General features: G+C 68.5%; 15 protein-coding genes. 4 read left to right on the top strand and 11 right to left on the bottom strand.

Annotation, left to right across the window (positions count from 1 at the left end):
* The first annotated feature begins 87 nt into the window (after positions 1 to 87).
* The gene (locus ACX27O_RS02235) at positions 88 to 1668 is read left to right on the top strand and encodes a hypothetical protein (protein WP_458938885.1); all 1581 of its coding nucleotides are present in this window, start codon (positions 88 to 90) and stop codon (positions 1666 to 1668) included.
* 64 nt (positions 1669 to 1732) lie between these two features.
* Here the strand turns inward: ACX27O_RS02235 and ACX27O_RS02230 are convergent, their stop codons facing one another.
* The 9 genes from ACX27O_RS02230 to ACX27O_RS02190 all read right to left on the bottom strand — a co-directional run bounded on the left by ACX27O_RS02230 (position 1733) and on the right by ACX27O_RS02190 (position 9639).
* Positions 1733 to 3091, bottom strand: coding sequence for a serine hydrolase domain-containing protein (locus tag ACX27O_RS02230; RefSeq protein ID WP_458938884.1), 1359 nt, complete (start codon positions 3089 to 3091; stop codon positions 1733 to 1735).
* Positions 3088 to 4014, bottom strand: coding sequence for an aKG-HExxH-type peptide beta-hydroxylase (locus tag ACX27O_RS02225; protein ID WP_458938883.1), 927 nt, complete (start codon positions 4012 to 4014; stop codon positions 3088 to 3090). The genes ACX27O_RS02230 and ACX27O_RS02225 overlap by 4 nt, the downstream gene beginning before the upstream one ends.
* Positions 4015 to 4116: 102 nt before the next feature.
* The gene (locus ACX27O_RS02220; protein ID WP_357186169.1) at positions 4117 to 4281 is read right to left on the bottom strand and encodes a hypothetical protein; all 165 of its coding nucleotides are present in this window, start codon (positions 4279 to 4281) and stop codon (positions 4117 to 4119) included.
* 110 nt (positions 4282 to 4391) lie between these two features.
* On the bottom strand, positions 4392 to 5282 hold the full coding sequence (locus ACX27O_RS02215; RefSeq protein WP_458938882.1) for a protein kinase domain-containing protein: 891 nt from the start codon (positions 5280 to 5282) through the stop codon (positions 4392 to 4394).
* Positions 5283 to 5293: 11 nt separating this feature from the next.
* Positions 5294 to 5929, bottom strand: coding sequence for a nucleoside/nucleotide kinase family protein (locus ACX27O_RS02210; protein WP_458938881.1), 636 nt, complete (start codon positions 5927 to 5929; stop codon positions 5294 to 5296).
* A gap of 9 nt (positions 5930 to 5938) precedes the next feature.
* Complete coding sequence (locus ACX27O_RS02205; RefSeq protein WP_458938880.1) at positions 5939 to 6667, bottom strand: hypothetical protein; 729 nt, start codon at positions 6665 to 6667, stop codon at positions 5939 to 5941.
* Positions 6664 to 7287, bottom strand: coding sequence for a hypothetical protein (locus ACX27O_RS02200; RefSeq protein WP_458938879.1), 624 nt, complete (start codon positions 7285 to 7287; stop codon positions 6664 to 6666). Before ACX27O_RS02200 ends, ACX27O_RS02205 begins: the two co-directional genes overlap by 4 nt.
* Positions 7263 to 9167 (bottom strand): radical SAM protein, encoded by a 1905-nt coding sequence (locus tag ACX27O_RS02195; protein ID WP_458938878.1) that lies wholly within the window; start codon positions 9165 to 9167, stop codon positions 7263 to 7265. Before ACX27O_RS02195 ends, ACX27O_RS02200 begins: the two co-directional genes overlap by 25 nt.
* A 37-nt stretch (positions 9168 to 9204) precedes the next feature.
* Positions 9205 to 9639, bottom strand: a complete 435-nt coding sequence (locus ACX27O_RS02190; RefSeq protein ID WP_458938877.1) for an NUDIX hydrolase — start codon at positions 9637 to 9639, stop codon at positions 9205 to 9207.
* A 535-nt stretch (positions 9640 to 10174) separates the two neighbouring features.
* Here ACX27O_RS02190 and ACX27O_RS02185 point away from each other — a divergent pair.
* Positions 10175 to 11554 carry a helix-turn-helix domain-containing protein gene (locus tag ACX27O_RS02185; RefSeq protein WP_458938876.1) on the top strand — a complete coding sequence of 460 codons (1380 nt, stop codon included), beginning with the start codon at positions 10175 to 10177 and terminating at the stop codon, positions 11552 to 11554.
* A 5-nt stretch (positions 11555 to 11559) separates the two neighbouring features.
* On the opposite strand, the gene ACX27O_RS02180 is transcribed toward ACX27O_RS02185, so the two are convergent.
* On the bottom strand, positions 11560 to 12714 hold the full coding sequence (locus tag ACX27O_RS02180) for a S9 family peptidase (RefSeq protein WP_458938875.1): 1155 nt from the start codon (positions 12712 to 12714) through the stop codon (positions 11560 to 11562).
* Between the two features lie 15 nt (positions 12715 to 12729).
* Entirely contained in the window at positions 12730 to 13362 is a 633-nt protein-coding gene (locus ACX27O_RS02175; RefSeq protein ID WP_458938874.1) for a hypothetical protein, read from the bottom strand.
* 360 nt (positions 13363 to 13722) lie between these two features.
* Between ACX27O_RS02175 and ACX27O_RS02170 the strand changes: the two genes are divergently transcribed.
* Entirely contained in the window at positions 13723 to 15129 is a 1407-nt protein-coding gene (locus ACX27O_RS02170) for an APC family permease (RefSeq protein ID WP_458938873.1), read from the top strand.
* Positions 15126 to 16139, top strand: a complete 1014-nt coding sequence (locus ACX27O_RS02165) for an acetamidase/formamidase family protein (protein ID WP_458938872.1) — start codon at positions 15126 to 15128, stop codon at positions 16137 to 16139. The genes ACX27O_RS02170 and ACX27O_RS02165 overlap by 4 nt, the downstream gene beginning before the upstream one ends.
* Positions 16140 to 16142: the final 3 nt, after the last annotated feature.

The following is a 16142-nucleotide window of genomic DNA, read 5'->3' as shown; positions in this document are numbered from 1 at the left end:
CCATGCGCGTCTGACTCCACCTGCGTCCAGGGCGAAGTCGGGTGTCGTTGCTTGCGGATCAGCTCGTGGCCATTGAAGGTCGAGAGCGTGCAGAAATGGGACCCGCTGAAGGAACACCAACTACTGTTGCTGCGGCGGATCGGTGACGGGGACGACCTCAGTGGCCCCGACGGGGTCGACCAGCGTCTCTCGGCCCGGGCATTGCAGGCCCGTCGGCTCGTCGACGTCAGCCGCCGAGGCGGTGTGTGGCGGGCCCAGATCACCGAGGCCGGCCGCTTCTACCTTGACAACGGCATCCACCCCGACCACCCGGACCGCCTCTCGGGCGGCAGGGCGGCGCCCCGCCAGCGCGTTCGGGCCGCCGTTACCGCCACGCAAGGTAAGGCGGCCTCGGCCCAGCCGCGAGTGGGCGAGACGACCACGGCGGCTGGCTCGACGCGTTCCCCAGCCGCCTCGACAGTCGAGCAAGCCAGGAAACTCGTCGAACGTCTTCAGGCCGAGGACGGGACCGTGCGAGTCGACAGCCCCGATCCCGAGGAACGCGCCCTGTATCGGCGGGTCATTCACGCCGCCAAGCAGCACGGCCTTGTACCCGCCGGGTTCCACCTCAAGCACACCGGACGCGCCGCCGGAGACCTCATCATCCGCCTGTCCAACGACGACGACCCGGACGAGACGGACTGGAACCGGATCCGACTCAACACCCGCCGCGTCACCACCGACCCTGACCTCGTGTTCGCCGCCCTCGAAAAGAATCCCGCCGGGCTGGAAGTCACGAAAGCATCCGTCCCCCGGGCGCTGGACCTGATCCGCGGCCTCGCCGCCGAAGCCCGACGACGAGGCCATCGGGTCGGGGTGAACACCAAGACCAAGACCCCGTCGGTCTACCTTCAAATCGACAAGACCCGTCGCAAGGTCAGGCTGATCGAGGAGTACGACGACATCCCCCACGTCCCCACGGACGAGGAGGCCCGACAGTTGCGGCGCGACCGGTGGATGGTGCTCCCCAAGACCGACCGGGTCGCCTCCGGCCGGCTGCGAATGGAGATCGCCCGCACCGGCTGGGACAAGAAGGACACCTGGACCGACGACAAGCGCACCACCCTGGAGAAACGCCTTACCCGCATCATCCGGGACGTCGAAGCCGGCATCGCCGCTGACGAGGAAGCGAAACTGGCCGCCCAGCGAGCCCATGACGAATACGTCGCCGAGCAAGAAAGGAAGCGGGCGGAAGAGCGTCGCCGCTGGCAGGCCGCCATTGACGAGGCCCGCCCTCAGGCCGCAGAGCTCCTGCGTAAGAAGGCGTTCCGGCGGGCCTACGATTCCTGGATCTCCGCCAACGAGATCCGCGCCTTCTGTGACGCCCTCGGACAGGCCGCGCCCGACGAACCAGCAGAGTCGGAGAACCGCAATCGTTGGATTGAGTGGGCGCGAGACGCCGCCGACCGTCTCGACCCCACTCAAGGAGATCGAGCTCTTGCCGGGATCGGCTTCGACATCGAACCCAAGCCCGGCGACCTACGGCCTTTTATCGGCGACTGGAGCCCACACGAGCCCCACCGCGAATACCGCTCCGAGCGCGACCAACAGGCCATCGACAACGCCCGACTCCAGGCGGACACCTGGCACCACGGCATGCGCGGACGGGCCACCTGGTGGCGCAAATAGCCGCAACCTGTAACCCCCGAAGGTCGACCCTTATCCAATTGGCGTTGTGGTGGGTGGCCGTGGGTCAGTCGGAGCGTCGTTGATAGTGCAGGCCCGGTGCGCGGTCGAGATCAAGAACGAAGCCATTGGGCGTCGGCGCATCCTCGTTCGTCGCCGAAAAGGCATTGAGTGTGAGCGTGTAGCCGTCTGCGGCGTACGTGGACCCGGTGTAGGTGAGACGGTCGAGGGTTCCCCGACGCCACAAGTACAGCGAGCCCGCACTGCGGGTCAGGCGTACGGTGCCGGGAACCTCGTCACAGACAAAGGTGCCGAGCGACGTGTGAGCCGCTTCGGCGTCGGCGCTGCCCGTGGAGGTGGTGGTCTTGTGCGCAGGAAGGCTTGCCAACGCGCGAGACAGCAGTTCGCCCGGATCAGCGCCGGATTCATGGGTGGGGTCGGCGAGGGCAGCGGCGAGCACGTGGTCGGCGGCGATTCCGGCGTGGTTTGACAGGCAGATAACGCGGAGCCCTGAGTTGGTGAGATGGACGGCTGCGGAGAACCCCTGCTCGTGGCCGTAGTGGAAGACGGCGGTGCGGCCGGGACGAGGATCGGCGTACAGCCCGGCACCGTATGTGAACGGCGCGTGGTCGCTGGACTGATAGCCGAGGTGCTGGCCGAACGGAAGCGCGTCGTCGGCCCGGCAGTGCCATTCGTGCCAGAGGTGAGCGAGCCATCGGTCCAGGTCAGCGGCAGTGCACCACAGAGAGCCGGGGCCGGGCAGGGTGACCGGGCGCTGCTGGTGCTGCCATCCGCTGGCGACGGCCTGGTAGCTGGCGGCGGCACCGGGGATCACCTCGCGTGGATCGGTCTTGAAGCGGGCCGAGGTCATGCCGAGCGGGGTGAAGACCTGCTCGCTGGCGATCTCGTGGAGTCCGGCGCCGTACGCGTGCGTGAGGACTTCAGCGAGAAGGAGGTAACCGGTGTTGCTGTACAGGAAGTGGCCCGGCTCGACGGCTCGGTGCCGCTGGCGGTAGGCGAGTTGCAGCAGGTCGTCGGCGGTGTAGTGGTCGAGTTCGCGGAAGCCGGCCAGGGACAGGAGGGATTCGGCGTCCCGGACGCCGCCCTGGTGCCGGACGAAGTCGCCGATGGTGACGTCCGGAATGCGGAAGCGGGGCAGGATTTCGCCGACGGGCCGGTCAAGGGTGAGGAGGCGGTCGCGGGCGGCGCGGATGCACAGGTACGCGGTGATCTGTTTGGCGACGGAGCCGATGTTGAAGGCGGTGTTCTCCCCGACGGGCGCGGCGAGTTCGAGACTGGCCAATCCAGTGTGCGCCTGCGCCGTCGGATGGCCGGCCTGGCCGACGCGCAGGATGACGCCGGGCTCGCCCAGCCGGACCGCGAGGGCGGTCTCGGTAGCGGGGACCGAGGTGTCGGTGGAGTTCATAAGCTGAGGGCTTCGCGGTGGACGGAGCGCAGGCGTTCCCGCAATGTGGGGTCGGTGATCAGGGCGAGTGCTCGGTCGTGGTCGGCGGCGGTGGTGGTGGCAAGCATTCCGCGCTGCTGCTCCATGTAGGCGGTCAGGAATCGGTACAGGTCGCCGCTGGTTTCGGGCAGGACGCGAGCGGTGTAGATCATGGTGAGAGGGAAGGCGAAGCAGGCGTGCAGGAAGCCGAAGGCGGGCCTGTTTGTCTTCTTCCAGGGGGAGTAGAACCTGACTTCGTCGCTGATCTCGCAGGCGGTGGCGCCAAGGGCGTCGTTGAGCCAGTTGTGGCCCGCCTCGTGGATCAGGTCGCGAGCCAGGACGACGGGCTCGTTGATGTGGTCGCAGTAGATGGTGCCGGGCAGCCGGGTGATGGTCCAGCTGTCGAGGGTGTCGCCGAGCTGCTTGTGTCGCAGCAGGCAGACGACGACTGCGTGGCCGGCGAGAAGGTCGGCGAAACCGTTCTTCGCGCCGGTGGCGTATGCGGTGGCGGCCAGGTCCCGCAGGCCCGGCGGGGCAGCGGTGGTGTCCGGGCCCAGTACGTAGTAGGGGGTATCGGAGATCGCCGAGCGGGGCAGGCGGTCCAGTTCGGGGGCGAGGACGATGCGCGGACCGACGGCGGTGGGGGTCGATAGCGCTGAGGCGTTCGCGTCCGGGTGGGCGCCGTACCAGTTGAAGGTGGCGGTCTCGCGGGAGCGGGCGGCGGCCTCGGCACCTTCGAGGACGTGGTGGGCCAGGCAGTAGTCGAAGGCGTCCGACCCCGAAAAGTCGGGGATGTTGGCGGTCGGCTGGACGGCGGGCTTGAGGACGGCGCGAATCCGGCGAGTGCGGTCGCGGTGGTGGGCCTGGATGGGGGCGAACGAGAAGGAGATGGTGGGCGCGTCCACGGGGTGGGTCCTTCCGACAGGCTGGGCCTGGGGCCGGCCCCGTGAGGGTCCGGCCCCAGGAGGTACTCACTGACGGCGGGCCGTCGGTGTGATGCGGGGCGTTCAGACGTCGGTGCCCTCGGGTGCCGCGGTGCTCGCCGGGGCCTCAGCGGTCGGCCAGCCCTCGGCGGAGACGCTGGAGGTGTGGCGGGTGCTGCGGACGGTTTCGTCGTCGCCGCGAAGGTCGTCCACGGCGGCGAGGAAGTCGCTGATCCGGTCGTTGTCCATGAGTGCGCTCGTCCTTTCCGAATGGGGGTGTGGGTCGTGCGCCTTCTGGAGCCGATTCCTGTGGCGGTGAGCGGGCGGTGGGCACCGCGTCTCCTTCCGGTTGATGTGGGTCAGCTGCTGCGCTGGGCCGGCGTGGCTGCGGGGGTGACCGCCTGGCGCAGGGCGTCGCGCAGCTCTCTTATGGCGGGCCGGTCCTCGGGTGCTGGGGCGAGCGCCGCGGTGATGATCGGGCGGAGTCCGGCGGGCGCGGTGTGCAGCCGGGAGGGGCCGTGGCGGGGGATGTCGGCGCACAGGTAGCGGTAGGTCAGGACTCCGAGGCTGAAGGTGTCCGCCGCTGGGGTGGCGCGGTCGTAGGAGGTGGCGTACTCCGGGGGCCAGTGCACCTCCGGGCCCCGAGCGGTGGGGCCGCGCGGGGTTTCTGTGCGGCGCGCGGCGCCAAGGTCCGTGATCATTCCGTGGCCGTCGTGAATGAGGACGTTCTCCTGGTAAACGTCACGGTGCACGATCCTGCGTTCGTGCAAGGTGCTCAGGCCCTCGGCGACGTCGGCCAAGATGCTTAGCCCGGCCGTCGCGTCGTCTCGGCTGAGGTTGGTGGCGAGGCGGGGCCGGAAGTTGCCTCCGCGGCAGTGGGGCATGGTGTACCAGTCGAATCGATCGTTGCTGCCCTGCTCCAGCAACGGCACGACGTGCTCGGCACCTTGGGCGGCGCGGGTTACGGCGATCTCGTGGCGGAAGTCCTCACGGCTCAAGGCCCTCTCGGCCTCGGTCATCTCCGCGTACCAGTAGAAGCCGTAGGCGGCCTTGCGGGTGGCCTCGTCGAGCTCGGCCAGGACGTGGTTGCTGCCGAAGCCGGCCTTGAGGACCACCGGAGGCGTCCCGTTGCGGCTGGCGAGCACCAGGGTGCTGGCGCGGGTGAAGCAGAGGAGGTCGTGGACGCGCCAGCCGGCGTCAAGAATCTGGTCAAGGACCCAGGCGGCTGGGTGCATCGGGTGCAGGTGCATGGGCTGCCTTCTCATGTTCGCGCCGCATCCGGTGCGGTTTGGCGTAGCCGCTCCAGGCAGGCGGCGGCCAGCCGGTCGAGGTCGGGCTTGGTGGTGCACGGGCGGCGCAGCACGGGCAGGCCGGTTGCCTCGGTCCACGCGTTGACTGCCTGCTCGTACAGGTCGGCATACCGAGCGGCGGTCGGGCGGTCCTCCCCGAAGCGACGCGTTGTGGGCCGCTCGGACAGCCGGGCATGGCACAGCTCGGGCTCGGTGGTGAGCAGGACGATCAGGTCCGCCCGCGCGGCCGTGACCTCGGCGAGCTGCTGAACGTAGTGGGCGACAGGACGGTCGTGCAGCAGGGCGATCAGGCAGGCGGTCGACAAGGTGAGCCGGTCGGCGATGACCGGGCCGAGGGACAGCGCGGGAGCGAGGTTATGGCGGGCATGGAGTTCCAGGTCGCGGCGGACCGCGGCCACCGCCCGCACGCCGTCTGCTGCTGGACGGCCGGCCCGCAGGCTGACGATGGAGCGGGTCGCTTCCAGCGACAGCCAGGAGAATTGGCCGATGTGCCCGAGGCGGATGTTCTCGCAGGCGGCGTTGGCCAGGATCCGGTCGCGCAGCGTGCTCTTCCCGGCTCCGGCGATTCCTTCCAAGGCCAGCAGCATGCCTCGCTCCTAGTTCTTCTCGGCGATCAGCCAGCTGATGAACTTCGCGATGCGGCCGAGAGAGACCGGTTTGGTGCCGTGGGTGAGCTGGGAGCCGTAGAGCAGGGCGGTGCCGGGGGCGGGGCTCACGCTCCATCGGGTTCGGGGCATGGCCGCATACCAGTCAGCGGAGTGGTCGGCGCCGTCGTGGGCCAGCCACATACCGCCCGCGTATCCCTGTTCCTGGGCGTCGTGCTCCAGCCGGGTGTTCCACAGGCGGCCGCTGGACGTGCTTTCGACGTAGAACGCGCCGCCGGCCTCCGCCTCACGGATCACGACGCTGATGCCGGCGATCTGCCGCGGCCAAGCGAACGGGTCGGGGGCAATGCCGTCGAGGTGGCCGGTGATGTGCTGGCCGGGGCCGTACTCGACGTAGGTCCAGGGCCGACAAGCGGTGATCGATGGCATGACGCGGGACAGAGCGGGGCGGGCGCGGTCGAAGGCATGCTGAAGCAGTGCCTCGGCTCTGTCCGGGATCCTTGGGACCTCAATCCGTCCGGCCGGCTCGTAGACGGCCATGGCCTGCTCCTTGGAGCGACCGGGAATCTCATGGATGGAGGTGGCCCGCCTCGCGCCGAAGCGAAGCCGGGCCTCATCGCTGAGGAAGTCGTTCATCATGGCGGCGAGCTGGTCCCGCTCTTCGGTGTCGACGAATCCCTCGACGCTGCCGACCGCGACGGTCTCGGCGATGTGAATCACGAGTCGCTCCTCCTCGTCTCGAGCACTCGGCGGACGTCGTCCAGGCCGGTGCAGTGATTGAGCCAACTGGCCACAGGGTGGTGAGGGTTGGCGGTCGGATTGGCCCACAGGGCCAGCAGCTCGCCGGTCAACGGCAGCTCCTCCGCGCCGGGCAGCGGCTCCCACACCGTCAACTGGTCCAACGCCGGGCACCAAGCGACGTGCTGTGTGGCGAAGGCCCGCCCCAGCCGTGCCGCCGCCACGAGCCGGCAGGAGCGCAGGAGCGTTTGGGCAGGCTCAGCCCGCTGGTAGCTGCGGTGCTCGGTCTGCGCCCATCCAGCCCCGACCGCTGCGGCTGCGACCACAACGCGGCAGGTGGCACAGCACGCGCCGTTGGCCATCGGGCACGGATGATCATGGGCGGGGAGGGTGGCTGCGACCTCAACGAGAGCCGCCCAGGCGGAGTCCGTCAACAACTCACTGACGGTGCTGCGGCCCGAGTCCGGGCCATGGTTGCAGCACACCGGACCGGGCCGGCGCGCGGCGCTGGGAAGGAGTGCGGGCTCGATGAACAGGGCGTGGAAGTACACGATCCGCCCCAGCAACTGATGGATCGTCAGCGAGGCCGTGACGCTACCCATGCCGCCTCCTCGCTGGTCGAAGCAGTGCTCTGAGGCGCTGGGCAATGGCAGCCGTCCTCGGTGGGCCGCTCGCCGCGTAGCGCGTCGGTGACGGCGCGGGTGGCCGCGTCAACGGCTTCGAAGTACGCCGGCCAGCCGTGCCTGGTGCCCCGGCGAAGCACCAAGTCGAGTACGGGGCTCGCACGTCCGGTGGTCTCGCACCTCAGCTCCGCACGCCCGACGGCCACCTGCACTGCGGCGGGTAGGTCGGTGGTCACAGCGGTGATCGCGCGGCACAGGGCCGCAGCAGCTCGCGCGTACTCGGTTCGGTCACGCGGCAGGATGCCGACCCGGCGCTCGGCGGGCGGCAGATCAAGGCCTGGATAGAGATGTCCCTGGCAGCTGTCGTACGTGATCAGGCGCCAGTCCTGGGTGACGGCGTCGACCAGCGAGCGGACGCCGGGCTCGATCGCCTCTCGCCACTGGGGGTGGGCCGGGTCGAGGTCATCGGCCTCGTGCACGCCGGGCAGGCCGACGGTGTTGATGTTGCCGTGCGAGCTGGTGCGCACCCGTACAGGTGGGCGGTTCGCCTCGGGGTGGTCCCAGTGGGCAAGGAAGGAGGCGACGTCGCGCATGCTGTTCGGCATACGCGGGTGCGAGCGCACCTTGCGGCACCAGGCCCCTGCCGGGTGGGCGGGCTGGGCGAGGAGTGCGGCGATGCCGTCGATCATCCGCATCCGGTAGTCGCAGTAGGCGTCCTGGTCACCGGCCTGGTCCTGACGCCAACGGGTGGCCACACAGCCGCCGCCGCAGCTGGACCGGTACGCGCAGGTGGTGCACCGCTCCATGAGTGCCTTGCCCTGGTTCAGCAGCGGCAGCCGCCGCTGAGCCGCGACGACCGCTTTCTGTCCGGAGGGCTGGTCCAAGAGGGTGAGCTTGGCCTGTGGCCAGGGTAGTTCGTCACAACTGCCGAGCCTTCCGTCCGGATAGAGCGTGAAGACGTGGTCGCACTTCAGGTTGGAGAAGTGGCAGAAGCCGGTATCCAGCCCGCGCAGCCGTCGGATGGTGGATACGGACGGTTCTAGCTTCAGCCGGGCGAAGTGGCCAGCGCCGATCCAGCGAACGGTGGCGGCGAGTACGAACTCGGCGTACTGGTCGGGGGTGGTCGCCCACCCGGGCCCTTGCGGGCCGCGCAGAGCCGCGCGTTGAAGGAGCCGGCTCGCGGTAAGGCGCTGCCCTTGGGCAGCGGTAGGACCTTGAACGGAGGCATCAAAGCAGGGCACGAAGCTGACGGCGTTGACCGCCTCGAAGCCGGCGAGGTGGTCCAGGACGGCCTCGGCGCGGCCGAGCACGGTCGGAGTGACTGCGGCGATCACGCCCACCTTCCGCCCGCGCTCAGCCAGCAGCCGCAGGGCGGTGGCCACGCGGGGGTAGACCGGCTGGCCGTCGTAACCAACCCGCCAGGCGTTGCCCGCGGCGTCCCCGTCGAGGGAGATGCCGATCTGAAGGCGCGGGTACAGGGCGTCGAACAGATCCAGCCACTGCTCATCGAGCAACACGCCGTTGGTTTGCATCGACACCCGCACGACGCTGGGCTGGGACGCCAGTTCGCGCAGGATTTCGGCGACATGGTCGCGTCCGGCCGTCAGCGGCTCGCCGCCATGCAGCTCCACGGCGAGCGGACGCCCCGAGAAGAGCTCGGTGAGTCGACGCACTTGACTCGCGTCGATCCGGGCTCCCCCCGGGACCTCCTTGCGTTTCTCGTAGCAGTACAGGCAGTCGATGTCGCAGGTCTCACCTCGTAGCTTCAAGATCACCGATACGGCGCTGTCGGCGTCTTCGACGTCGAGGCCGCGGTACAGATAGGCCATCGGGTCGTGCTGATCGGTGGTGCCGTACATCGGCTGCCTCCCAGGGGTGGCCGTGACCGGACGGGGATCAGTCGTACAGCCTTCCCAGCAGGGCGCCCTGGCCGGACTGGAGGATGTGGGCGGCCTCCAGCGGAATCCAGAAGCATTCGAAGTGCGTCGGCTCCTGCTCCCCGTCGTGGTCCTCCTGGCTCATCCACCGCTCGGACGTCGGCTCGGTCAGTTCCAGGTGGAAGACGTGGCGGTGCTGGAGCTCGAACCGGTACGGGCTGATGTCGTACTCGGTCTCGCCGAGCTTCCGCACGATCTTGAAGTCCTTCAGGCCGGTTTCCTCGCCAGCCTCGCGCAGCGCTGCAGCCTCCGGCGTCTCGCCGGCGCGGATGCTGCCGGCCGGAACCTGGATGCCGACTTCCTCGTAGCTGTAATCGGTGTGCCGGAAGACCAGCAGTTGACCGTCACGTACGACGTAGCAGAGAACCTTTTCCTTGGTGACCCGCTCCGGCATGGGAAAACCCCTCTTCATTCGTTGACTTCAGAAGCTCGTAGGCCCACAGGTGTCAACGGAACTGCATGCGGCACTGAGCAGTGCCCGCCGACCGCTGGGCAAACGACCTTGAGTCTAGGTCCGGTAACCGAACGTCACGAAGAGCCAAGTGATCCATCAGCAGGGGCGTTGCACTGGGCTCATCGCCTGATGCCCGATCTGCGGGCTCTATCCCAATCCCAGCACCCGTCACGACCACGGAGGATGGCCTCGTCTCGTGCTCCATTACAACCTCCGAGGGTTCCTCAAGATCCGAAGCGGATTGACGAGTGGTCGGCACCCCGTCCTCCACACCCTCACCCTTCGAGCCGCAGTCGTGAACACCGAGCATGCGGACGGAATGGTTGTCCGCATGGCGCTCGCCCCGTGAGCGGGTTCGGATCGACACCATTTCGTCGTTCCTGGTTGCGCCGCGCTGAACGCTGAGTGACCCTATGTGCGCGATGTCCACGCTGCTCAATGCCATCCGGGAGTGGGCGGCCTGAAAGGCGGTGTCATGGGCCAGACTCCGCGGGCGCTTCAACCGTCCATGTCTGAGCGCCACTTCTTCGGTGCCGAGCTGCGTCGGTTACGGGAGCACGCCGGCCTCTCGCAGGCGCGGCTGGGTGCCATGATCCGATTCAGTGCCGACCTGGTGCGTCGAGTCGAGACGGCAGACCGGTTCCCCTCGCGGGACTTCGTCGAGGCATGCGACAAGGCGTTGACGACCGGTGGCGCCTTGATGCGCCTGCTACCGCTGCTCGAGAAGAATCGGGTCAACGCGGGCAAGATGGCGGCGGCGCCGATGGGCGCCATCACCCTGCTTCCCACTCAATCGGCGGAGACCTCGGGGTTGGCCGACATGGTCGTCCGGGTTCCGTTCCAGCCAGGTGTCCTCGATCGCGCCGCTCTGGACTGGCTGAACGCTGCCGCCGGCCCCCGACTGTCTGCGGCCGGGCGACCCGGCTCACCTGATCAGGTTCGCGAAGAGGACCTCAGCTCCGCTGAGACCGCTCTGGCGATGTTCCGGCAGCTGGACCACACCCACGGCGCCGGACGAGTCCATGCCCAGGTGCAGCGGTATGTCGAAGGGGAACTGAACCGCCTGCTGGCGAATAGCCCTGCCTCGGAAGCGATCGGTCGGCGCCTGTACAGGCTGGCGGCGGGCTTCTTCGAACTGTGCGGGTATCAGGCAGTCGACACCGGAGCCCACGGTCTCGCGCAGCGCCGCTACTTGCGCGCTCTGCGGCTGACGCAGGCCGCCGACGACTGCCTCTACGGCAGCTACCTGCTCGCCGTGAACATCGGCCACCTGGCGCTGCACTGCGGCCATCCCGAGCCGGCGCTGCGGATGGCGCTCACGGCGGTGAGGGGTAGTGAGAATCAGGCGACGCCCGCCGTGGAAGCCGCGCTACACGCCGTGGTGGCGCGGACGTACGCCCGCCTCGGACGCGAAAGCGACTGCATGGTCCACCTCGACATCGCAGAGAGGCAACTGAATCGCAGCAGCAGGACCGAGGACGAGCCGCTGTGGATCCAGTACTTCGATCCGGCCTATCTCGCCGACGAGCTTGCCCACTGTTTCCATGATCTAGGCCGACCGCAGCAGACCCAACGGCACCTGGGCGATGCCCTTGCCGCGCTGAGTCCCACACATGTCCGCCGACTGGCCATCGACACCGCGCTCCTGGCCTCATCATTGGCTGCCGCTGGCCGCATTGACGAAGCCTGCGCCGCCGGCCGAGTGGCGGTGGATCACGCCGCGCGGACCACCTCGCACCGCTGCTTGGAGCGCATCGTTGAGGTGCAAGCCGATCTTGAGCCCTACCGGTGTGAGCCGGAGGTCCGTGAGTTCGGCGAGTACGTGCGTTCTCAGCTACCGCTGGCCGCGGTGTAGTCCCCTTAATCGGCAGCGGCAGCCGCCATCACGGAACGGTAGTGCGCGAGTTCCGCTTCCAGCGCCGTGCCCGCCTGGGCGGAGGTCGCCACGTAGTGGCCGACGTCGGGAAGAAGCAGCAATTCGTGGGGCACGCCGTGGGCCGTCAGTTGATCGGCGAGTTCCCGCACATCCTCGACCACCGCCACGTCATCGGCGGTGCCGTGGACGAGCAGCACCGGCCGCTGAACGGTTAAGGCATTGACCCGCCCGGCACCGCCTTGCAGCCGTCTGGCGTGCGCGCGCTGGAAGCGGGGCACGGTTTCCGCCCACCGGTCGGGATCCACGATCGCTGACACGGCCGTGGCGGCAGCGAACGGACCGTTCTGCGCCACCGCGTGCAGGGCTGTGTATCCGCCGGCGCTGGCACCGCGAATGAAGACGTGACCCGGTACGGCTCGTCCTGTTGCAAGCAGGTGGTCCGCCACCGCGGCGCAGTCATCAACGTCGTCGAGGCCCCACCGGCCGTACAGCGACTCCCGGAAGACCCGGCCGTACCCCGTGCTGCCGAGATAGTCGACGTCCACGACGGCGAACCCCCGACTGGTGAAGAACTGCGCCTGCCAGTCCAAGCGCAGGAGGCACGAGGCGGTAGGCCCAGGATGTGCCCTCACGATCACCGGTGCCCGCCAGCCCGCCGCCGAGGCCGTTGGCGGATACACCAGGGCAATTACCTCTCGATCACCCGCGACGTGAACTCGCAGTTCCGTCGGCGTCGACACTTGCGCCCCGTCGAGTTTGGCGTGCTCCGACCGGGCAAGCACCTCCACCCGAGGAGCGGCGGCCGTGAGGTGCACGAGCGCGACCTGTGGGGCTGCGGTCGGCGACGACCCGATCAATGCCACCGTCGTTCCTTGAACGGCCAGGTAGGGCTTGATGGACGTATATGGAAGGTCGACCGGGCGAACAGTGCCGTCAGGGTCGATGACGACGAGGCGGTGCCGCGGCCCGTCCTGCACCGCCACGACGATCCGGCCGTCGTCAAGGAAGTCGTACGACGCGTAGCCCAGCTCCCACGGCTCGGCCGCGCACTCACCCGCGATCGGTGCCACCAGTTTCACCTGGTGACCGTCCCAGCGGTAGAGGTTCCACCAGCCGCTGCGGTCGGACACAAAGTACAACGCCCCGTCGGGACCTCACCTCGGCTCCACCGCTGACTCGTCGGAACCGCCGGCGATCCTCACCGGGCGCTCGGGGTGACCATACGGCGAGTAGAAGGCGACCCACACCTCGCACGCATCCCAGGGCATGTCGCGCTCGCTCCAAGCGGTCCAGGCTAACGAACCCGGGCCTGGCCGAGGTGCGCCGAGAAATCCCCGGGATACGGCGAGAGTCCGCATCTGTGGAGCACCTGTGAGCGACACCGCGATGAGGTCGTCACCATGCTCTGACTCCCGCACAGCCAGTAACTCGCCGTCGCCGATCGTCAGGTCGCCGAAGGATCCCAGACTGACCAACTCGAGTTCATCGTCGTGAAGACGGCTCCGGTAAAGGCCGTCTCCGCCGACGCACCACAACGTCCCGTCAGTGACAGCGAATGCCCCGCCTCCGTACGCGTGAACGCCGCTGGTGACGTCGAAGCCCTCCGGGCTGAGGTCTCGCACACCCTCGCCGGGTCGCCAACATGTCACCGTTGCGACCCCGCCTGCTTCGGGGCGGGTCTCCAACCAGTACAGCGCGCCATCCCCGGAACGCAGCTGGTCGTAGCTCACGGAGGCGCGAACCGCGTCCTCCGTCGAGACCACAGCGATCCTGTCCGCCAGCCTCACGGGTCCTCCTCGAACAACTTCCGTCGGACGATAGTGAACCCTCGTCGACCGGCCGCCGGGGCACCGGCAACGGCGCAGCAGAAGTTGCCGTGCCGCCGAGCCGGCGCGAGTGCTCCCCAGACACGGCCGACTCTACGCGCAAGCACTTCACCTCTGTCGCTAGACGGTACGGCTCGAACTGTCGCCGGGCCGCTCAAGTTTGGGAGCGAAAAATTCGATGCGGACAACATCCTTTGTCCGCATTTCCGGTATCGACCGCGCCATTTGAATCGAGCGACCATTCGGAGCGTGAAGCAATTCACACGCGGCCCAACATTGGATGTTTCGCCGCTGCCGACACGAGCTCTTCGAAAGGGTGCAATGCAGCTACAAGATGAATTGACACGCTACGGCTATCGCCAGGAGTTGGCCCGGAGGCTGCGATTCCGGGACCTGGTCGCGTACGGCTTGGTGTACATGGTGCCGATCGCGCCGATGGCGATCTTCGGCAGCGTATACGCCGGTTCCGGCGGGATGGTGGCACTGGCGTACGCGGTGGGTGTGGTGGCGTTGGTGTTCACCGCGTTCTCCTACGCGCAGATGGTGAAGGCGTTCCCGATGTCGGGCAGCGTCTACAACTACGCCGGTCGGGGCATCAGCGCGCCGGTCGGTTTCCTGGCAGGCTGGGTGATCCTGCTCGACTACGTGCTCGTACCGGGTCTGCTGTACCTGGTGGCGTCGGTGGCGATGCACGCCACCGTGCCCGCGGTGCCGGTGTGGGTGTGGCTGCTCGGCTTCGTGGCGGTCAACACGGTCGTCAACTCGGTCGGGATCCGGATGACCGCGATGGTGACCCGGGTGATGCTCGTCGGGGAGTTGATCGTCCTGGCGGTTTTCCTCGCGGTCGCCGGTTGGGCTCTTGCCTCGGGCAGGGGCAAGTTCAGCTGGGGTGCCTTCTACAGCTCCGACACGTTCACCTGGTCCCTCGTGGCGGGCGCGGTGTCGATCGCGGTGCTGTCGTTCCTGGGCTTCGACGGGATCAGCATGCTGGCCGAGGAGACCAAGGGCGGTTCCCGGCAGATCGGCCGGGCCATGGCCGCCGTGCTCATCCTGGCCGGGGTGCTGTTCATCGCCCAGACGTGGCTGGCCGCGATGCTCGTCCCCGACCCCGGCACTCTCCTCGCGGAGGGCGATGTGAACGGCACCGCCTTCTACGACGCCGCAGCCGTGGCCGGCGGGGGTTGGCTGGCGACCCTGTGCGCGGTAGCGACCGCGATCGCGTGGGGCCTGCCGAACTCGATGGTCGCGCAGGTCGCCACCTCACGCCTGCTGTACGCGATGGCCCGGGACAGGCAACTCCCGGCGTTTCTGGCGAAGGTGTCGATCCGCCGGAACGTGCCGATCAACGCGACCCTGCTCACCGGTGCCGTGTCCCTGGTGCTCGGCCTGTACATGGCGACCCGGGCTGACGGGATCACGCTGCTGTCATCGCTGATCAACTTCGGGGCGATGGTCGCCTTCCTCGTGCTGCACGTCTCCGTGGTCGTACATCACCTCATTCGTGGACGTAGCGGCAACTGGCGGGCGCACCTGGTCATGCCGGGTATCGGGTTCGCGATCCTCGCCTACGTGGTGGTCAACGCCAACATCGCCGCGCAGCGCCTCGGCCTTGCCTGGCTCGCCCTGGGCATGGTCGTTCTCGCCGGCCTGTACCTGTCCGGCCGCCGGCCGGCCCTGTCGGGTCTGGCCCCCGCGCAGCCGCAGGCCCGCCACGTGGAACGGGTGTGACCGCCATGGAGACGATCACCTACCGTCCCGCCCGCGACGAGCTGGCCTACACCTTCGGCGGGCGGATGCCGGTGGCCCACGTCCGCTCCGGCGACGTCCTGCAGGTGTACACCGAGGACTGCTTCGGCGGATTGGTGCGCGGGCCGGCGGACCTGCCGTCGCAGGTGTGCCGGATGCCGTACCTGAACCCGGTGTCCGGACCGTTCTTCGTCGAGGACGCCGAACCCGGCGACACCCTCGCCATCCACCTCACCGCCATCACACCCGCCCGCGACTGGGGTGTGTCCTCGACGTTCCCGCACTTCGGGGCGCTGACCTCTACCTCACACACCGCCACCCTGCAGCCGCCGCTGCAGGAGCGGGTGTGGGTGTATGACATCGACCGGCAGGCCGGCACGGTCCGCTTCCACGCCACGGAAACCGACCAACGCGTCGACCTGCCGCTTGACCCGATGATCGGCACGATCGGTGTCGCCCCGGGTGGGTTCGAGGCCCGCTCCACGATCGTCCCCGATACCCACGGCGGGAACCTGGACACCCCGGAGCTGCGCGCCGGAACGACTCTCTATCTGGGGGTGAACGTGCACGGGGCGATGCTCGCCTTGGGCGACGGACACGCCCGCCAGGGCGAGGGCGAGGCCTGCGGCGTCGGGGTGGAGATCGCCACGACCACCACCCTGGCCATCGAGGTCATCAAAGGCACCCCGACGGTGTGGCCCCGCCTGGAGACAGACACGTCGATCATGTTGGTCGGCTGCGCCCGGCCTCTGGAGGACGCCTACCGGATCGCCCACCGCGACCTGGTCGGCTGGACGAGCGACCTCACTGGTCTGGAAATCCTGGACGCCTACCAGTTGGTGTCGCAGGCGGGGCGGGCGCCGATCGGCAACGTGTGCGACCCCAACTACACGGTCCTCGCCGCCATCGACAAGACGCTGCTACCGAACCCGGCCGCCGCCTACAACGGGGTGCACGCCCGGTTGCGGCAGCGCGCGGCCGGGCTGGGATAGGCG

The sequence above is a fragment of the Micromonospora sp. SD19 genome (assembly GCF_054462275.1).
Note: the sequence above shows the minus strand (reverse complement) of the source record. Positions and strands in the feature narration are given on the sequence as shown.